This window comes from Streptomyces sp. TSRI0281, from assembly GCF_001905125.1.
In the GTDB taxonomy this organism is placed as follows: Bacteria; Actinomycetota; Actinomycetes; order Streptomycetales; family Streptomycetaceae; genus Streptomyces.
Map to the genome: position 1 here is coordinate 104,019 of NZ_LWLE01000016.1, position 16,520 is coordinate 120,538.

General features: G+C 69.0%; 14 protein-coding genes and 3 pseudogenes. 11 read left to right on the forward strand and 6 right to left on the reverse strand.

Annotated elements, in window-relative coordinates; translation table 11 throughout:
* Positions 1-168: 168 nt before the first annotated feature.
* From A6A29_RS22970 to A6A29_RS45380, 4 genes and pseudogenes are all read left to right on the forward strand, one after another.
* Positions 169-1,698: a S41 family peptidase gene (locus A6A29_RS22970; RefSeq protein ID WP_073722441.1), complete on the forward strand. Its 1,530-nt coding sequence runs from the start codon at positions 169-171 to the stop codon at positions 1,696-1,698.
* A 105-nt stretch (positions 1,699-1,803) separates the two neighbouring features.
* Positions 1,804-2,070 (forward strand): annotated as a pseudogene (locus A6A29_RS22975) (IS6 family transposase); the annotation flags it as partial.
* Between the two features lie 185 nt (positions 2,071-2,255).
* Positions 2,256-2,894, forward strand: coding sequence for a hypothetical protein (locus tag A6A29_RS22980; RefSeq protein WP_073722443.1), 639 nt, complete (start codon positions 2,256-2,258; stop codon positions 2,892-2,894).
* A gap of 515 nt (positions 2,895-3,409) precedes the next feature.
* Positions 3,410-3,580, forward strand: coding sequence for a hypothetical protein (locus tag A6A29_RS45380; RefSeq protein WP_158074451.1), 171 nt, complete (start codon positions 3,410-3,412; stop codon positions 3,578-3,580).
* 209 nt (positions 3,581-3,789) lie between these two features.
* On the opposite strand, the gene A6A29_RS22990 is transcribed toward A6A29_RS45380, so the two are convergent.
* Positions 3,790-4,509: a hypothetical protein gene (locus tag A6A29_RS22990; RefSeq protein ID WP_073722447.1), complete on the reverse strand. Its 720-nt coding sequence runs from the start codon at positions 4,507-4,509 to the stop codon at positions 3,790-3,792.
* A 298-nt stretch (positions 4,510-4,807) separates the two neighbouring features.
* Between A6A29_RS22990 and A6A29_RS22995 the strand changes: the two are divergent.
* Positions 4,808-5,632, forward strand: a pseudogene (locus A6A29_RS22995) (ATP-dependent DNA ligase).
* Between the two features lie 398 nt (positions 5,633-6,030).
* Here A6A29_RS22995 and A6A29_RS23000 read toward each other — a convergent pair.
* The 3 genes from A6A29_RS23000 to A6A29_RS23005 all read right to left on the reverse strand — a co-directional run bounded on the left by A6A29_RS23000 (position 6,031) and on the right by A6A29_RS23005 (position 8,105).
* Positions 6,031-6,432: an ML domain-containing protein gene (locus A6A29_RS23000; protein WP_338012891.1), complete on the reverse strand. Its 402-nt coding sequence runs from the start codon at positions 6,430-6,432 to the stop codon at positions 6,031-6,033.
* Positions 6,433-7,437: 1,005 nt separating this feature from the next.
* Entirely contained in the window at positions 7,438-7,572 is a 135-nt protein-coding gene (locus A6A29_RS47595; protein ID WP_274535823.1) for a hypothetical protein, read from the reverse strand.
* Positions 7,569-8,105 carry a pentapeptide repeat-containing protein gene (locus A6A29_RS23005; RefSeq protein ID WP_073722451.1) on the reverse strand — a complete coding sequence of 179 codons (537 nt, stop codon included), beginning with the start codon at positions 8,103-8,105 and terminating at the stop codon, positions 7,569-7,571. The genes A6A29_RS47595 and A6A29_RS23005 overlap by 4 nt, the downstream gene beginning before the upstream one ends.
* A gap of 333 nt (positions 8,106-8,438) precedes the next feature.
* On the opposite strand from A6A29_RS23005, the gene A6A29_RS23010 reads away from it, so the two are divergent.
* The 5 genes from A6A29_RS23010 (at position 8,439) to A6A29_RS45895 (ending at position 11,626) form a co-directional block, all read left to right on the forward strand.
* On the forward strand, positions 8,439-8,639 hold the full coding sequence (locus A6A29_RS23010; RefSeq protein ID WP_241838616.1) for a hypothetical protein: 201 nt from the start codon (positions 8,439-8,441) through the stop codon (positions 8,637-8,639).
* Positions 8,639-8,953, forward strand: a complete 315-nt coding sequence (locus A6A29_RS23015) for a hypothetical protein (protein WP_073722455.1) — start codon at positions 8,639-8,641, stop codon at positions 8,951-8,953. Before A6A29_RS23010 ends, A6A29_RS23015 begins: the two co-directional genes overlap by 1 nt.
* Before the next feature lie 94 nt (positions 8,954-9,047).
* Positions 9,048-9,266, forward strand: coding sequence for a hypothetical protein (locus A6A29_RS23020; RefSeq protein WP_143197046.1), 219 nt, complete (start codon positions 9,048-9,050; stop codon positions 9,264-9,266).
* Positions 9,267-10,015: 749 nt separating this feature from the next.
* On the forward strand, positions 10,016-10,240 hold the full coding sequence (locus A6A29_RS23025) for a hypothetical protein (protein ID WP_073722459.1): 225 nt from the start codon (positions 10,016-10,018) through the stop codon (positions 10,238-10,240).
* Between the two features lie 1,173 nt (positions 10,241-11,413).
* Positions 11,414-11,626, forward strand: coding sequence for a hypothetical protein (locus A6A29_RS45895; protein ID WP_198953147.1), 213 nt, complete (start codon positions 11,414-11,416; stop codon positions 11,624-11,626).
* Here A6A29_RS45895 and A6A29_RS23030 read toward each other — a convergent pair.
* Positions 11,537-12,213, reverse strand: a pseudogene (locus A6A29_RS23030) (hypothetical protein); the annotation flags it as partial. The gene A6A29_RS45895 and the pseudogene A6A29_RS23030 overlap by 90 nt on opposite strands.
* Positions 12,214-12,427: 214 nt before the next feature.
* Between A6A29_RS23030 and A6A29_RS23035 the strand changes: the two are divergent.
* Positions 12,428-15,934 (forward strand): M28 family peptidase, encoded by a 3,507-nt coding sequence (locus A6A29_RS23035; protein ID WP_385730448.1) that lies wholly within the window; start codon positions 12,428-12,430, stop codon positions 15,932-15,934.
* Positions 15,935-16,170: 236 nt separating this feature from the next.
* Here the strand turns inward: A6A29_RS23035 and A6A29_RS23040 are convergent, their stop codons facing one another.
* A complete protein-coding gene (locus A6A29_RS23040) occupies positions 16,171-16,389 on the reverse strand; it encodes a hypothetical protein (RefSeq protein WP_143197048.1) in 219 nt (72 codons plus the stop codon).
* Between the last annotated feature and the right edge of the window lie 131 nt (positions 16,390-16,520).

Here is a 16,520-nt window from a genome sequence, read left to right on the forward strand (position 1 = left end):
CGCTGCCGCTGCGGATCGGCGCGGACAAGGACAGAGACGGAACCCATCGCCGCACCTGCCGCGCGTGCGCCCGACCGCCACCCGGCGGGTCGAGGCCCACCGACCGGCGGGGTCGCCCCCAGCTTCCGGCGGATGGCGATCGCCCCGCGCAGCCAGCAGCTTAGACGGATGAACAGGAACGCACATACGGCCGGTACCCCCAGGGGCGCCAAATGGTTCGCGGGCAGCGCCCGCAGGGGACTCATCGTGACTGCTGCCGCACTGGCCGTCATGCTTACGGCCTGCGTCATGGACGGCGGCGGTGGCTCCGCCCACCCATGGCCGAGCGACATCGACGGCACGTGGCAGAGCGCCGGATACGGCACCGTCTACGTGATCAAGCAGAACAAGCACAGCGGTGTGCGGGAGCTTTCCGTCTACGAGAATTCCGGCACGAGCTGTGTCAAGGGCGATGCCATGACGGCACTCGGCGGCGAGCGTGACAGCGGAGGCGCGGTGTCCTTCGGCGAGGACGGTGACCGCGAACTGACCGTCCGCAGGCAGGGTGGCCACCTGCTCGTTCAGGAATTCGGCTCGGTCGGTCACATCAGGATGAACCGCCTGACGGCGCTCCCGCACTGCCCGTCCGAGACACCGAACGACGGCCCCGCCCGTCGTCTGAAGACCTTGGACGCGTTCTGGCAGAACCTGTCGGAGCACTACCCTCCTTACGCGCACCGACGCCTCGATCTGCGTGACCGGGAACGTGACCACGCGACCCTGAAAGGCAACAACACCGACCGCACGCTGGAAGCTCTGCTGCGACGTACCGTCCGCAAGCTGGGTGACATGCACACAGGCATCACCTGGGAGGGCGAGAGCAGCTACGGACTGCGGCCAGGCACCCGCGATTCGGCCGATCTGACCGACGCCGATATCGAAGCCGCACGGTCCGCCATCAAAGTCCGGCTGGGAGCCGAACTGCGGCCGGTCATCGAGGGAAAGGTGGAGTACGCGACCGGCTTGCCGGGCGGAACAGGCTACCTGCGGATCACTCAACTCGAGGAGCTCGACGGCGAGGAAAGCAGCTACGACGACGACCTCGCGCGGTTCAAACGTGCCCTGGATACAGTATTCACCCAGGGCGCGAGGGATCACTGGCGCGGCCTGATTCTCGATCTGAGGCTCAACGACGGCGGACACGACGCACTCGGGCAGGAACTTGCATCCCGTCTGACCAGGCATCCACATGTGGCGTTCAAGAAGCGCGCCCGCGATCTCAGCGCCCCCAGCGGATTCACCCCGTACGAGACGGTGAACGTCAGACCCAGCAGATACCCGGGCTTCCACGGGCGGCTCGCGCTGCTGGTCAGCGACCTGACCGTCAGCGCCGGCGAGACGACAGCGATGACCCTGCTGAACCGCAGCCCGGCACCCACACTGATCGGCCGCGACACACAGGGCATCTTCTCCGACCAGCTGTCACGAACCCTGCCCGGAGGCCCGTCACTTGACCTCAGCAACGAGGACTACCGCAACTCCGCCGGGCAGAGTTTCGAAGGCCGTGGTCTTCCCGTCGACGCCCGGTTCCGTACGCCTGTCTTCACGTCCGCCGAGCTCGAAGACGGCTGTGACTCCGCCCTTGCCATGGCCCTCGACGACCTCGGGCACAGGAAGGCCGGCACAACACCTCGGTGCCCCACGAAGAGCGGCGGATAGGTCTGGTTGTTGATGCGATCTCGTCAAGGACACCGTCGGCCTGAAGGTACGGCTACTCGGCGCTGTCACGTTGGCTGGTTGAGTGGGATGATCTTCGGGTTGATCATGCTGGAGAGGGTTGTCCGTGGGGGACGGTCGCCGTCGTACAAGGGCCATCGGTGCCCGGTCGAGGTGATCTCCCACTGTGTGTGGCTGTACTTCCGGTTTCCGCTGTCCTTCCGTGAGGTGGAGGAGCTGATGCTCGAGCGCGGTGTCGTCGTCTCGCATGAGACGGTCCGCCGCTGGTGTGCCAAGTTCGGGCAGTGCTACGCCAGCGCGCTGCGCCGCCGGCAGCCCCGGCCGGGCGACAAGTGGCATCCGGACGAGGTCTTGAAACGGCTGAAGGAGCCACACACCATCCGAGCCGTGCCGTTCCCGTCACGCACCTGTGCCGTGCCTGTGGCGAGCCTGTGTCATTCCCGCCTCAGCCTGATATGGGCGTCTCAGCGCGCCTCGCTGACGCTCCGTCGAACGTTCCGGCTGTCGCATGGGCAGCCCTCACTGCCGGTTAGGATAAAATGACACACAAGGGACGCATCGTCTTCGTGGTTGCCCTCACTACCCTGGGGCTCGGGCTCACGGCCTGCAACGGCGAGGACTCGGCAACGACACAGGAATCGCCTTCGGCCTCCGCCCCGGAGTCGTCCGACCCGAGCAGCAAGAGCCCGTCCGCGGGCACCGGCGACGACGCTGCCGCTCCGGCCGGTGATGTCGCCGCACCGGGCACGAAGGTCAAGATCGGTGACCGAGCGGTCCTGCCGTTCACGTACGGGACCGACAAGAAGGGCACCATCGCCGTGACTGTCACGGCGATCGAGAAGGGGGCCGAGGCCGACATGGCCGCCTTCGGCGACAAGGCGAAGGGAATGACGCCCTACTACATCCGGATGAAGGTGGAGAACGTCGGTGGCACCGACCTGTCGTACGCGTCACTGAAACTGCGCGGAAAGCTGGATGGCAGCGGCTCCACGGGCGTAGTTCTGATCGGCGACCTCCCGGGCAAGTGCGACAGCGAATCGGCACCCCGCGACTTCACCACCAAGGGCGCGTCGTACGAGACCTGCTCGCTCAGCGCCACGAAGACCGATCCCATCGCGGCTGCCTCGTTCGAGGAGGGTGACGCGTACCGCGACAGCCCGGTCCTCTGGACCAGCTGACCACCCGTTCCCGTGTCCGCGCGCCGGGCATCTCGTCCTTGACGGAATGCCCGGCCGGAGTCCGGCCCGCGCTCTACAGCTTTCCGGCGAGCAGCACCGTGCGGTGGCCGCCCAGCCTGAGGCCGACCTCACCGGTGAAATCGGACGTGAGTTCCGCCCAGCCCCAGAACGTGAACCCGAGGTGCCCGCACGTAGTAGTCGTCCTCCCAGCTCCACCGGTCGATCCCGGGCGGCAGGGCGCAGGACGGGCCGTGCACGAATCCTTCGCCCCTTCCTCGGCCCAGTCCTGGAACCGCCCCTCAGGGGTCCCAGGCGGACTCGATGGGCTCCCACACCTCGTCGCCCCCTGACCCTCCCCGCCGTAGCCGCGCTCCTGTGCGCGCTCCACGACCTCGACGACCTCGCAGCTATGGGCCTGCACCCCACCCGGCACACCACCCGCGTCAGCGCAGCCACCACCGGCACCACCCCCGTCACCCTGGAACTGTCCGACACATCCGACCGGGGGAACTGACGTGGCCGCCCGCCGACTGCGCCTGCTTCTCCGCCACCTGACCCTGCGCACCCTGGGAAACACCGCACTCCTCCAGCAGCACCCCCACCACCAGGCCCACCGGCCGCCCTGCGCACCCCGCTGCACCGAACAGATGCCGTGCGTGCCCCGGCCCCGCACGGGCGAGGAGTAGGCCGCCCGGACTGCCTGCCGCGCCGCTGTACTTCCGGGATCGCAGGATCGGGGTGTGGAGTCCCCGATCAAGGTGGCGCTGGCCAACGCGGTGCCGGTACGGCCCGCAGGCGACGGCTGGTTCTACGAGCCGAAGTTCGACATCCACAGAATGGTGCTGCGCCGCAGAGGAGGACAGTGTGGTGCTGCACGCGAGGTCCGGGCGGGTCGTCACCAGAAGGTCCACACCACCCAAGTGATGACGGCCAGGAGAACTCCGGCAGCCATCAAGGGCAGACCCCAGCGCCTCCGACGGGCGAAAGAACCGGAGTAGCTCGCGTGGTTACTCAGGGCACTGGGGCCGTCGGCCCCCTGTGAACCCGCGGTTTGCCCCACGATGGTTACCATCGGGCCCTCCCTTGGAGACCATGTCCATTCTCCGGTCTCCAGCCGGGCGCCTTCCCGCAGTCCTCCGCCGCCGTCCCGGCGCCATCGGATTCCTCCGGCATCGGTGAACTCGACGTTCAACTGCATCGGTGACCTTGTGGCGGTCTGTGCCTGCTGCTGGGGGAGAGGAAAGGACCGGGAGCTGGACGATGGGATGCTTCCCGAGATACTCACGACCCGGGCGTCGGCGATCTGCGCGCCAAGGTCCAGAACAGGTTGGTTGCTCAGGTTGGTAACCAAGAGTTCAGCAGTCTGCAGGCCCTCGGCGAGAGCGGAAGACCTCATGACGACGCGAATATCGATCACGGACGCTTGGGCAAGAATTTCTGCTCGATCGAGGTCCGCCTGCCGGGCCGCCATCTGCCGTTCAAGGATTTCCAGACGGCGCTCCTTCGCTTCGAGTACTGCGGCCAGACGCACTTGGTGCCGGTGGGCAAGGAAACTTACCGTCAGCGCTCCGAAGGCGATCAGTGCGGTGACGATGATGCCGATGGCTTCGATCACGAGAACACTCTGGCGATTCCATCCGTCGTAGTCAGCCGGTCTCGTGAATCAAAGCCAGTCCAGAGCCAGAACGAGCCGGTCACTGCGGCGTCGCGCCACGCTGTGCGACCATGCCGCGCGTCCGCAGGCACCCGCAATCGGGCCCGGCCGGGACCACGGCGCACCGCGCTGCACCCGCGGGCCGGGGCCGGTAGGCGGTTGGGCCGCACGGACCGTCCGCCGCGCCGCTGTACTTCCGGGGTCGCAGGATCGGGGTGTGGAGTTCCCGATCAGGGTGGCGCTGGCCAGGGCGGTGCCGGTGCTGCCGCGCGGGCCGGGCTGGTGGTACGAGCCGAAGTTCGACGGCCACCGGATGGTGCTGCGCCGCACGGAGGACAGTGTGGTGCTGTACGCGAGGTCCGGACGGATCGTCACCAGCCACTGGATGGACCTCGCGACCGCCGGCATGCACGCCCTGGCCCCGGGGACGGTCCTGGACGGCGAAGCCGTCATCTGGAAAGACGGCCGCCTCGACTTCAGTGCGGTCCAGTCCCGTGCCGCCTCCACCCTGTCCCGCGCCCGTACCCTTGCCGCGTAGTACCCCGCCTCCTACATGGTCTGGGACGTCCTGCACCACCCCGCCCACGGCGATATCACCGCCCGCCCCTACACCGCCCGCCGCGCCCTCCTGGCCGAGCTCCTGGAGGGTGTCGGTCCGCCGGTTCAGGTGGTGCCGTCGAGCGGCGACTACGAGGTGGCACGAGCGTGGTACGAGTCGTTTCGGTCGCTGAGGATCGAGGGGATCGTCGCGAAGCGGGATGCCCCCTATCCCGCCGGCAGGCGTGGCTGGGTGAAGGTGGGACACGCCGACACGGTCGAGGCCGCGGTCGTGGGGTTCACCGGTCCACGGGCCCGGCCCCGGCGTCTGGCTCTGGCCCCGGTAGGGGAGGGCGGGGTGCGGCTGTCGGCACGTCTCGCCGCGGGGCTGGCCGCGCGGATCGGCCGGGAGCTCGCCGGAGCGGGCGAGACCGGTGGGGGAGTGGTCGAGGGGGAGGCATACACCGGCCTGGCTGCGGCTCTCGTGGTCGAGGTTCTCGCCGGGGCGGGCCGCCACGGCGTCCTGACCGTCACGCGTATCCGCTGACGCGCCGGCCACGGGTGACCTGTTGCAGCGATGGTTGAGCGATTCTCACCGAACATTGAGTGCGGGCCGCGTCCCTGTGCCGGGACACGTCAGTTGCCACCTGGACACGCTTGTTGTCACCGCGGGCGCGAGCCAGGTCGGGGCTGTGCCGCTCGATGATCTCTTCGTGAGCGGCCAGGCCGAGTGTTTGGCAGTGGCCGCCGAGGGCGACTTGAATCGGGGAGGGTTTGCCAGCCACTCGGCGCAGGGGCAACGCCCCTGCTTCGTCAACGAGCGGTTCGAGGGTGCCGGTCGCGGCCGACTTCCTGGCCAAGGACCTCGACAAGGGTCAGGCTCGGCACAGCAGGTCTCAAGGTGCTCCTGGTCACGGGCAGGCCGTCACCGGGAGCACCGTGTGCTCAGCTCGCGGCCCGCGAGTCGAAGTCGACCATGAGGTCGAGGTCGGCCAGGCAATGGTCGTCAACGGTGAACAACAGAACCTGCACGTCGATCCTGCCCCGCGAGGTCTCCTTGGGGAGATCCATGGTGAGGGTCAGCTCGACCGCGCCGCGCGCGATGGGCCCCTCGCCGGGGCCCGGGACAGCGGTCAGGCTCCAGTCGGACGTGTCCCCCCTCAGCTTCTTCAACAGGTCGTACTGCTTTTCGAACGGCTTGGCCATGTCGGGCTTGACCCAGACCTTGACGTAGGCGCCGTCAACGATCTTCCCCGCGGACATCGCCCTGATGACGGCCTTCAACGTGCTGCCTGGTGCCGGAGGGTCCGGCGTCATGGTGATGCTCTCGATGTGAAACGGACCCAGCCGCGGGACCTTGTTCCTGTAACCCCAAAATAGTCATGTACATATCGTAGCGTCACGACTCCTCAGCGTGAGCGCAGAGTTTCGCGCAATGATCCGCTTCGGAAGCGGCGCTGGCCCCATGGCGACTGACGTGCAGACGCCCCTCCACACGGTGGAAGCTACGGGTGGCGGGGTGCCGCCTCCGGAGGTACCTACCGACCTGGCCGGGGCGGCGGTCAGACCAGGGCGACATCGTCGTCCGCAGGTCTCATGCGCCCGCGCGCGACGTCACCCCTCATGGCCACCAGGGAACCGACCGCCGAGAGATCTCGGGCGGGGATCTTCGAAACCGGTGACGGCAAGACCGGCCATGCTCCGCATGGTGACAACAACGATGGCCAAACGGTGCCAACCAGCCTGTCCCAGCACGGCAAACATGCAGGTCACGCTCAATAGACGGTGACAACTGGCGTGTCTCGGCACAGTTCCAGGTCAGAAGCCTGCCCAGCTCTCAGCTCGCGTGGCCGCGTGCCAGCTGACGCGCGGCGGGAATCGCCACACTCGTCTCTTCCGCCGATCAGTACAGCGCTCTGACCAGCGCGCTTAACCATCGGTGAGAAAGAGCGTTTCTGGTTGCGCAACGGGTTGCGTGCACGGGGGTGCGGGGTGTTCGCGCAGGCCGGGTGCCGTGGGTCAGCGGGTGCCGGGCGCCGACACCTCTCCCCCCGCCGGAGGGGAGAGGTGTCTGTCCGCCGGCCCGGCCGTGGTGGCCGTGTACGTCTCCGGCGCCGTTGTACGTCACCGAGATGACGTACAACGGCGAGGACCAGGAGCACGGGCACGGCATCGGTCTGCAAGAGACCCCGGGCGGGAGGGCCCGGGATCTCCGTGTGACATGACGTGACGTCTGTCCCGACCGGGTCAACGACCGGCCACGCCCGGTGTCACGCCCCGTGGGCGCCGTACGTCCGGGCGGTGGCACCCGCGGGCGGCCCTGCGGTTTGCCGCAGGGCCCCAGAGCATCCGTCAGGCGGCGTCCTCGTCCTGGGGCCACACCTCGTCCAGGAGGAGTTCGGCGCAGCTGCACGATTCCGGGTCGGCGAAGGTCGGGTACATGCAGTCCTCATGGTGGTCCTGGCTGTCGTACAGGATCTCGGTCACGCGGGTCCTCCTGTTGGGCGCAGGTTCGCGTCGCGCAGGTCCGCGCTGCTCAGGTACACGCCGCGCAGGTCTGCCTTGTCCAGAGCTGCCTCGAAGTCGCCGAGGGTGAGGGTGATGTGGGGGAGCTTGGCGCCATGGAGGTCGAGGAGGAAGGTGCCGTCCCGGGTCGCGTCGCGGGTGGCGAGGACAGTGAAGGCGGCGTGGACGTCGGCCGCGACGTCCTGGCCCTTCGCCGGGGGCTTGGCGGCGTGGGTGCGGATGTAGGTGGCGAGGACGTTGGCGATGGTGGGCTGGTCACGGTGGGAGTCCTGCATGATCCGCTGCAGGGCGTAGATGCCGCCCAGCCGCACGTCCACCTTGTCCTCACCGAGGTTTCCCACCGCCGCCGTGTACCGGTCGGTGATCTGCCCCTCCTTGGCCAGCGCCTGCTCATTGGCCTGTCTGGTCTGAACGTTCGAATACCAGAGACCCACCACCGCCACTACAGCGGCGACCACGACCGTGAACAACTCGATCCGCCGCGCCCAGTCCAAACCCTCCGCGGCAGTAGCAGGGGCAGGGGGAGTGGGAGTGCCTGGTGGCCGGGTGGAGCCTGCTCCCAGGCCGACGGAGGTACGGGCAGTGAGACGGGTGGTACGGCGTAACCGCGGGCGACGGGCAGGCGTGGGAGGCATACCTGTATTCGATCCCAACACCCCACGCCGGCGCAGCGATTCGCTTCGATCAGGCTGAAGCCCCTGTGCGGCACACCAGTGGTGTGGCGGGTTTCCGGAAGCGGCGCCATTCCAGGGGTGCCGACCCGCTCCGGACCTGCCTTCTGGCTGGATTGCTCACATGTAGGGGCGTCTGCCTCGCACGGTGGGGTGGTGGACGACACGACGACCGAGGTCGAGCTGTACGGCGGACCGCTCGATGGGTGGGTGGTGCCGGTGGACACCGGTGATCCGGATCCCTGGACCGCGATCATCAGCGACTACGGAGAGCACCCCGGTGGCCGTTCCCTGTACGCACCCGATGCCACGGGCCGGTGGAACTGGGTCCGGGACCTCCGGCCGGAGGAGATCTGATGGAACGGCAGCCGGCCCCGGAGCCGGGCGATACCGCACGCCTCGATCAGCTGGCGGCCCACTGGCGGGAGGCACCGCCGGAGATCCGGCAGGACATCCTCACCGCGGCCGCAGCGGTCCAGGACGCCCCGGAGCCCGGCCACGTCGCCCAGCCGCGCGGTCCAGGGGGTCCGGCGGCCCGTGCGGCAGCGGTGTCGAGTCAGCATGTACCGATGATTCTGCGACGCGCAGCCCATCGCTCCGGGGAGCAGCGCGTGCCCGTACGCAGTCAAACGACTGAGCTGCGGCCCGCGTTCAGATCGGCGGTCGGCTGACGGATGTGGCCGAAGGGTCTTTTCCCGAGACTCGGTTCACAACGTACCGGCCATGGCTCCCACCGGCCACGGCCCCGCCGAAGGGAAGACACTCGTGTCAGAGAACCAGAACGAACTCACCATCGGGAACTCCGCGGTCGTCCTCATCGATCACCAGCCGGCAGTCGCGCTGATGACCACACCGCGCTCACAGACCGAGCTGATCAGCAACGTGACCGCGCTGGCCAAGGCCTCCCCTCCGATCGGGACTTCGACTTCAGCCTGGACGACGACATCAGCCTCTGACTGCTCGCAAGAGTGGTCAACCGGTTGAAGCGGTACCGGGCCGCGGTCACCCGCTACGACGAGCGAGGCTACGTCTATCTCGGCACCGCCACCGCCACCGCAATCCGTGCGTGCTACCGGCTGCGAACCTGTTCGGCCGGGCAAGTCCTAAGAGGGGTACAGCTCCCACTGAACAAGGCTGTCCCCCAAGGCGCACCACGCGTAGGCCCTGGTGCCGTAGGGCACCCGCGTGCCGTAGTGCCAGTAGGTGCTTCCGCCCAAGACTTGGCATTGCACACGGAGATTGAACGAGCCGGAATCCCCGGGGTACCCGCAATCGGCATATGCGCCTTGATGGCCGCCGCTGCCGACCAGGACGTCACCCCCGCACGGTACTGCGGACGCGGGACTCGCGGTCGCCACCAGACCGGCAGACGACAGCACAAGGGCCGCGCCTGCGCCCGCCAATATCCTCCGAACGTTCACTGAATCGCCTTTCTGTAGGCACATCGGACCTGCGAATCCTTCCGCAATCACTCGACTCACGAGAACCAACTATCCGGACAATGGGTGTCCGAAGATGTCCTTGCGTGCTCGGCCGGGTGGGCGACAGCCCCTGGTGCAGCCACGCGGCGCCATGAAATCGAGTGGGTGAAAGGGCCTCGCCGCCTACCGTCTCAGCCGACTGAGGCAGCGTCACGGCGACCGACCTTCTGGGCTCAGCGTTTGACGCGGTTGCGGACGGCGAGGACCGCCAGGCCCAGGAGGATGGGCTCGGTTACGCGGGATGCCCTCTCGATGTGGGTGCCTGTCGGTTCCGGTGGCTATGGCGGAGACGAGGGTTGCTCTGTCTGCTCCGCCGGTCAGGGCCCGGATGTTTCGATCGGCAGCGGCAATACGTACATCTACAACCCTCAGATCCTGGGCAACCTCCTCAACCTGCTCTCCCCTCCTGCCACGGGGGGTGGCGGCGCCAACAACGGTGGCGGCAACGGGGGCGACGGCAGCGGAGGCAACAGCTGACCTGCCTAACCCTGGTGCGCCGGCTTCCCGATGAGGTTCCGCTTGGCGTCCTGGCCGGGTGGGTTCTCAGCCGGTCAGGATGCCGACAGCACGAGACCCCCGGGGGAGGATCCCGGGGGTCTCTCTGTGCAGTGCCGTTCGACCGGTTCAACGACCAGCCGCGGCCGGTGTCACGTCTGCGATCTCTCGGGTTGGTGTCAGTGGTGGTGAGGGCCAGTGGCGGGGATTGTTGTCGTGGGTTCTTGTTGCTGGTCAGAGCGGTGTCGATCGTCTGGTTTCACTGTCATGAGGTGAGAGATTTTGCTGTCATGAGGCGTTATCCCATGGTGGGTGACGCTGTCTCAGGTTCGAGAGTTCTTATGTAGTGAGGCCGGTGGGCGCGGTCTGATCGCAGGGTGGAGTCTGAGGACCGGGTGTTGGGGGAGACGGCGGGGCTGCCCGCGGCCTCGGCAGGGTCACGGTGGAGCAGGGCGGCCCGAAGGCGGAGGTGGCCACGACCGCCGCGGAGCTCCGGGCCGTCACGGCGGACAGCGAGCAGCTGGCGAAGAGTCTGTCCCACCCGGCCTCGGCCCTGTTCATGATGGGAGGCCGGTAGACATGCTCGTCCTGCCGTCGCCCGGCGAGATCGAAGCCGCCAAGTTCGTCCGGGGCTGTTCGGAGGCTGACCAGCGTGGATGACGGGGAGTGGACGACCGGACTGCTCCAGCGTGCCGGATCGTCCACTCTCAGCACCCGGGCATGTCTACGGGATGGGGGACGGCGGCGGGCACCAGGGGCGCCGCGGTGCCGGTTGGGTTTCCTGGCGGCCGGGGGGCAGGTGGTGCGGCCGCCGGGGTGTGACCGCGGGTGTCCCGTCCGGGTGGTTGGCCGGGACCCGCAGTGTGGCCAGGTTATGTCCTGGGCGCTGGGCTCTCTGGTGTCTTCGGGTGCCGTCCGACGATCGGGTGACCGGGGCCGCGGAAGAGGTGTGGCCGGCAGCGGACAGCCTCGGGGCGGGGCCGGTTTGTGAAACCGGGTGCCGTGGCGGTGTCCGCTGCCGCTGGTGCCGTACCGCGTTGGGCACCAGGAGCGCGGCGTCCCCGCCGGGGCGGTCCTGCGGTTGCTTGTTCCTGCCGGCCCGGACACAGGAGACGCGGTGTCCCTACGATGGCCCGGTGACCGCCCGCCGCATGCTTGGCCCCCGGCCCGGAGGATCCCGCGCACGGTGTCCGCGCCTCCCAGGCCGATCTCCTCGACGTGATACCCGGTGTCCGGATCCCCGACCTCGACGGGCTCCGGGCCCGCGGCGTCCTCGGGGCCTCCACGACCGCGCCCCCGGCAGCCCGGCGGGCCCTCGGCGCCGGCGGCCACACCGCTGAGGACGCCCCGCCGGACAGCTCCGTCTGACCCGGCCACCGCGACCGCTCGCTGCACTCTTCGTACACAGGTCACGGGGTCGTGCGCGTCGCCGTGGCCGTCGTCGTCGGGGAGAGGGACCCGGTGGTGGGCCTCGGCGGGTGGGCAGGCGGCGGCGGAGGCCATCAGGTCGCCGTGCCGGTAGCTCGGCATCTCGCCCGGTTCCCGGTGGCGCAGCACGATCAGGGGATGCGGGCCGCCGAGGACGGTGACTCCCGGTTCGCCCCCGCGCGTGCGTACGCGCACGGCTGCCGGGCCTCCGGTGCACGCAGGTCGACGGCTGTCAGCAGGTCGCTCCATGCCTCGTGGTTGCGGCCGAGGCCGGTGGTGACCGCGAGATGGCGGCCGGTGGGGTCGGCCGCCAGGTGTTCGGCGGGAGTGGCCACCGGCACGGTGCTCCGCACCAGCGGGTGGCCGGCGTCGGGGCCGTAGGGATCGAGGACGAGCAGTTCCCCCACCCGGTTGTCCACGAACGCGGTCCGGTTGCCGGGCAGGGCGAGGAATCCGGCGTGCTCGGAGAGATGGCGATGGACCGGGGATCCTCGCTCCACCCCGTCGGGAAGGTCCAACAGGCTTATTCGCCGTGGAGCGGCGAGCCACCGGCACCGTTGCGCGTGCCTCGCCGTGCCGCCGCACCCGCGCGCCGCGGGAGACCGACGGGCGCCGACGGGTTCGGCCCGCCCCATACTCGCGCCTTATGGCCAGCAGAGATGGGCCCCTTTGCCATGTTCACGCCCATACTCAGCAGCGCACTGCTGCCCCGCCCGTCCTCCCCCCTCTCGGAGTGAACCCGTGCGATCCATCAGACTCACGGCCGTCGCGGCCACGCTGTCACTGACGGCCGGCCTCGCCGGCGTCGTGACGCAGACGGCCGCCGCGGCCGCCACCCAGACCGGAACCGCCGCTGCCGCCGATCCGGCCGCACGAGCCGTCGAGGCCGCCGACAAGGCCGTCGGCAGCGGCCTCGACTCGCTGGTCAACGCGCCGCAGGAGCAGTACGAACGGCGCCAGGTCACCCCCTGGCTGAAGGGCCTCTACTCGGTCGCCTACGAGCGCAGCTACCGCGGCCTGCCGGTCGTGGGCGGTGACGCGGTGGTGCTGGCCGACGGCGACGGCGATGTCCGCGCGGTGCGGTCCGCCAGCGCCCAGCAGGTGGACGTGGCCACCGATCCGAGGATCAGCGTCGGACGCGCCGAGACGGCCGCCCGCGCCAGACTGGCTCGGGTCGACAAGGTCGTGGACAGCCGGCTGGTGGTGAAGATCACCGACGGGCGGCAGGCACTGGCCTGGGAGACCGTCGTGGCCGGCCGTACCAGGAGCGCGCCCAGCAAGCTGCACGTCTATGTGGACGCGCGCACCGGCAAGGTCCTCGACACCCATGACGAGGTGGTGGCCGGCACCGGGAACAGCAAGTGGAACGGTCCCGCTCCGCTCACCATCGACACCACCGCGTCGGGCGGCTCCTACTCGCTGCGTGATCCGAACCGTACCGGGCTGAGCTGTGCCGACTACAGCACCGGCCAGGTCTTCTCGAAGTCCTCCGACTCCTGGGGCACCGGCAATCCCACCTCCAAGGAAACCGGCTGCGTGGACCTGATGTTCGCCGCGCAGAAGCAGTGGGACATGCTCAAGGACTGGCTGGGGCGCAACGGCGTCAGCGGCAACGGCCGCTCCTTCCCCGGCAAGGTCGGCCTGAACGAGCTGAACGCCTACTGGGACGGCAGCCAGGTCACCATCGGCCGCAACAGCACGAACCAGTGGATAGCCGGCGTGGACGTGGTGGCCCACGAGTACGGGCACGCCATCGACACCAACACCCCCGGCGGAACGAGCGGCCAGGAGTCCGGTCTCGGCGAGGCCACCGGCGACATCTTCGGCGCGCTCACCGAGTCCTACGCCGGCCAGCCCGCGCCGTACGACGTCCCGGACTACACCGTCGGCGAGATGGTCGATCTCCAGGGCCGCGGACCGATACGCAACATGTACAACCCGCCGGCCGTCAACAACGACCCCGCTTGCTACAGCTCCTCCATCCCCGGCACCGAGACGCACGCGGCGGCGGGACCGCTCAACCACTGGTTCTATCTGCTCGCCGAGGGCACCAGCCCCGGGGGCGGCAAGCCCAACAGCAGCACCTGCAACGGCAGCACGCTGACCGGTGTGGGCATCACCACGGCCGGCAAGATCTTCTACGGGGGCATGCTGCTCAAGACCAGCAGCATGTCGTACAAGAAGTACCGTACGGCGACGCTGAGTTCGGCCAAGGCGCTCGATGCCACCTGTGGCCTGCACACGAAGACCAAGGCCGCCTGGGACGCGATCAGCGTGCCCGCCCAGACCGCTGACCCGGCCTGTACGCCCTCGGGCCAGAACAACGACTTCTCGATGGCTCTCAACCCGGCCTCCGGCAGCGTCCAGCAGGGTGCCTCGGTCAGCGCCTCGGTGACCACCAGCACCACCACCGGGCAGGCCCAGCAGGTCACGCTGAGCGCCACCGGGCTGCCGTCCGGGGTCACCGCCTCGTTCTCCCCCGCCACCGTGCAGTCCGGCCAGTCCTCGACACTGACGCTGACCGCCTCGGCCAACGCCGCGCTCGGTTCCACGACCGTTGTCGTGAAGGGCCAGGGCGCGAGCCTGTCGCACACCGTCGACTACACGCTCAACGTCGGCGGTACCCAGCCGGGCACCGACCCGCCGAACATCGACGTGGCCGCCGTCCGTGCGCACCTCGGTGAGCTGGGCTCCATCGCCGCGGCCAACGGCGGCAACCGCCGGGCCGGAAGCACCGGTTACACCCAGTCGCTGTCCTATGCGAAGGCCAAGCTCCAGGCGGCCGGCTACACGGTCACCGAGCAGAACTGCACCAGCTGCACCTACCCGTCGAACAACCTGATCGCCGACTGGCCGGGCGGCCCCGCGGACCAGACGGTCATGTTCGGTTCCCACCTGGACGGCGTCTCGGCCGGACCCGGCATCAACGACAACGGCTCCGGCTCGGCGACCCTGCTGGAGAACGCGCTCGTGCTGGCGCAGAAGAACCCCACCATGACGAAGCACGTTCGCTTCGCCTGGTGGACCGACGAGGAGCAGGGACTCAACGGCTCGAAGTTCTACGTCAACCGGCTCACCGGCTCCGAGCGCACGGCCATCAAGGCGTACTACAACTTCGACATGGTCGGCTCGACCAACGGCGGCTACTTCATCAACAACGTCAACTCGGCCGCCGCCGCCCCGATGAAGGCGTACTGGACCTCGCTCGGCCTGGCGCCCGAGGAGAACACCGAGGGCCAGGGCCGCAGCGACGACTACTCCTTCCAGCAGGCAGGCATCGCGACCTCCGGGTACGCGGCAGGGGCGAACGCCCGCAAGACCTCGGCGCAGGCGGCCAAGTGGGGTGGCTCGGCGAACGTCGCGTACGACTCCTGCTACCACAGCGCCTGCGACACGACGAACAACATCAACGCCACGGTGCTGGACCGCAGCGCCGACGGCGTGGCCTACACGATCTGGAAGCAGGCCGTCGGCGGCAACACCCCGGCGCAGGACTTCTCGGTCGCCGTCAGCCCGGCCGCCGGGAAAGCCGAGCCGGGCGGCACCGCCACCGCGACGGTGAACACCACGACGGTCAGCGGCGCCGCCCAGACCGTGAGCCTTTCGGTCAGCGGCGCGCCCGCCGGGGTGAGCGCCGCGGTGAGCCCGTCCTCGGTGCGCACCGGCGACGCGGCCACCCTCTCCGTCCAGGTCGGCGCCACGGTGACGCCGGGCACGTACAGCCTGAACGTCGCCGCCGCCGGAAACGTTAGCCACAGCACCACGTACACCCTGACCGTCGGCAGCGGCGGCGGCTGCACCCCGGCGCAGGTGGTCGTCAACGGCGGCTTCGAGAACGGCGGTTCGCCCTGGACCACCACGTCCGGTGTGATCACCGATCAGCCGGGCCAGACGCCGCACGGCGGCTCGTTCTCGGCCTGGCTGAACGGCTGGGGCTCCCCGCACACCGACAGCGTCGCCCAGAGCGTGACCATCCCGGCCGGCTGCACCTCGGCCCGGCTCTCGTACTACGTGCACATCGACACCGCCGAGACGGAGGCCACCGCCTACGACACCTTCACGGTGACGGCGGGCGGGAAGACGCTGGCCGCCTTGTCGAACACGGACAGCGCCACCGGGTACGCGCACAAGACCCACGACCTCGGGGAGTTCGCGGGCCAGACGGTCGTCCTGAAGTTCACCGGTGTGGAGGACGAGTACCTCCAGACCTCCTTCGTCGTGGACGACGTCACCCTGGAGGTGAACTGACCAGGTTCCGCTGACCGGCCGGCCCGCTCACCGCCCGGGCGGTGAGCGGGCCTCCTGCCCGTCCCCGTCACCGGCGCGGACGGGCAGGACCCGGCCTCCGGCCCTGCCCTAGACGCGACAGCACAGCACCACGCACCACCAGCGAGCACCACGAGCCGGCACCACCGCACAAGGCGTCGGCGAGGTCCGCCACGCGCCGCGCAGGCGGGCCGGACGTCTGTGCCACCTTTCCTTCTTCATGGTCGGCCCCACAACTGCGGGTGGTTCTTGCGGTCGGTAATGGTCGGGCGTGCGATTTCCGGCTGATCGGCCGGAAATCGCTTCATCTCCAGTGGGGTGCCTGGGCCTCCGCTCCACGCGGCTCCGACGTCGTACCACTTGCCGCCGCTCTCGTCGATGTCCGACCGTTTCAGGTCCGCGATCCGCGAGGAGTCGTCCTTCGGGAAGCTCCGCACCGGCGTCATTCGACTCAACCGGTGGGGCTCTCAGTTGAACCTCCCACCACAGGGCAGGCACCAAGCCGCGACGGGGCGCTGTCACGTTGTTGAGTGTGTGAGTGTCTGATGGCGTGTCGGGTGTGGTGGGG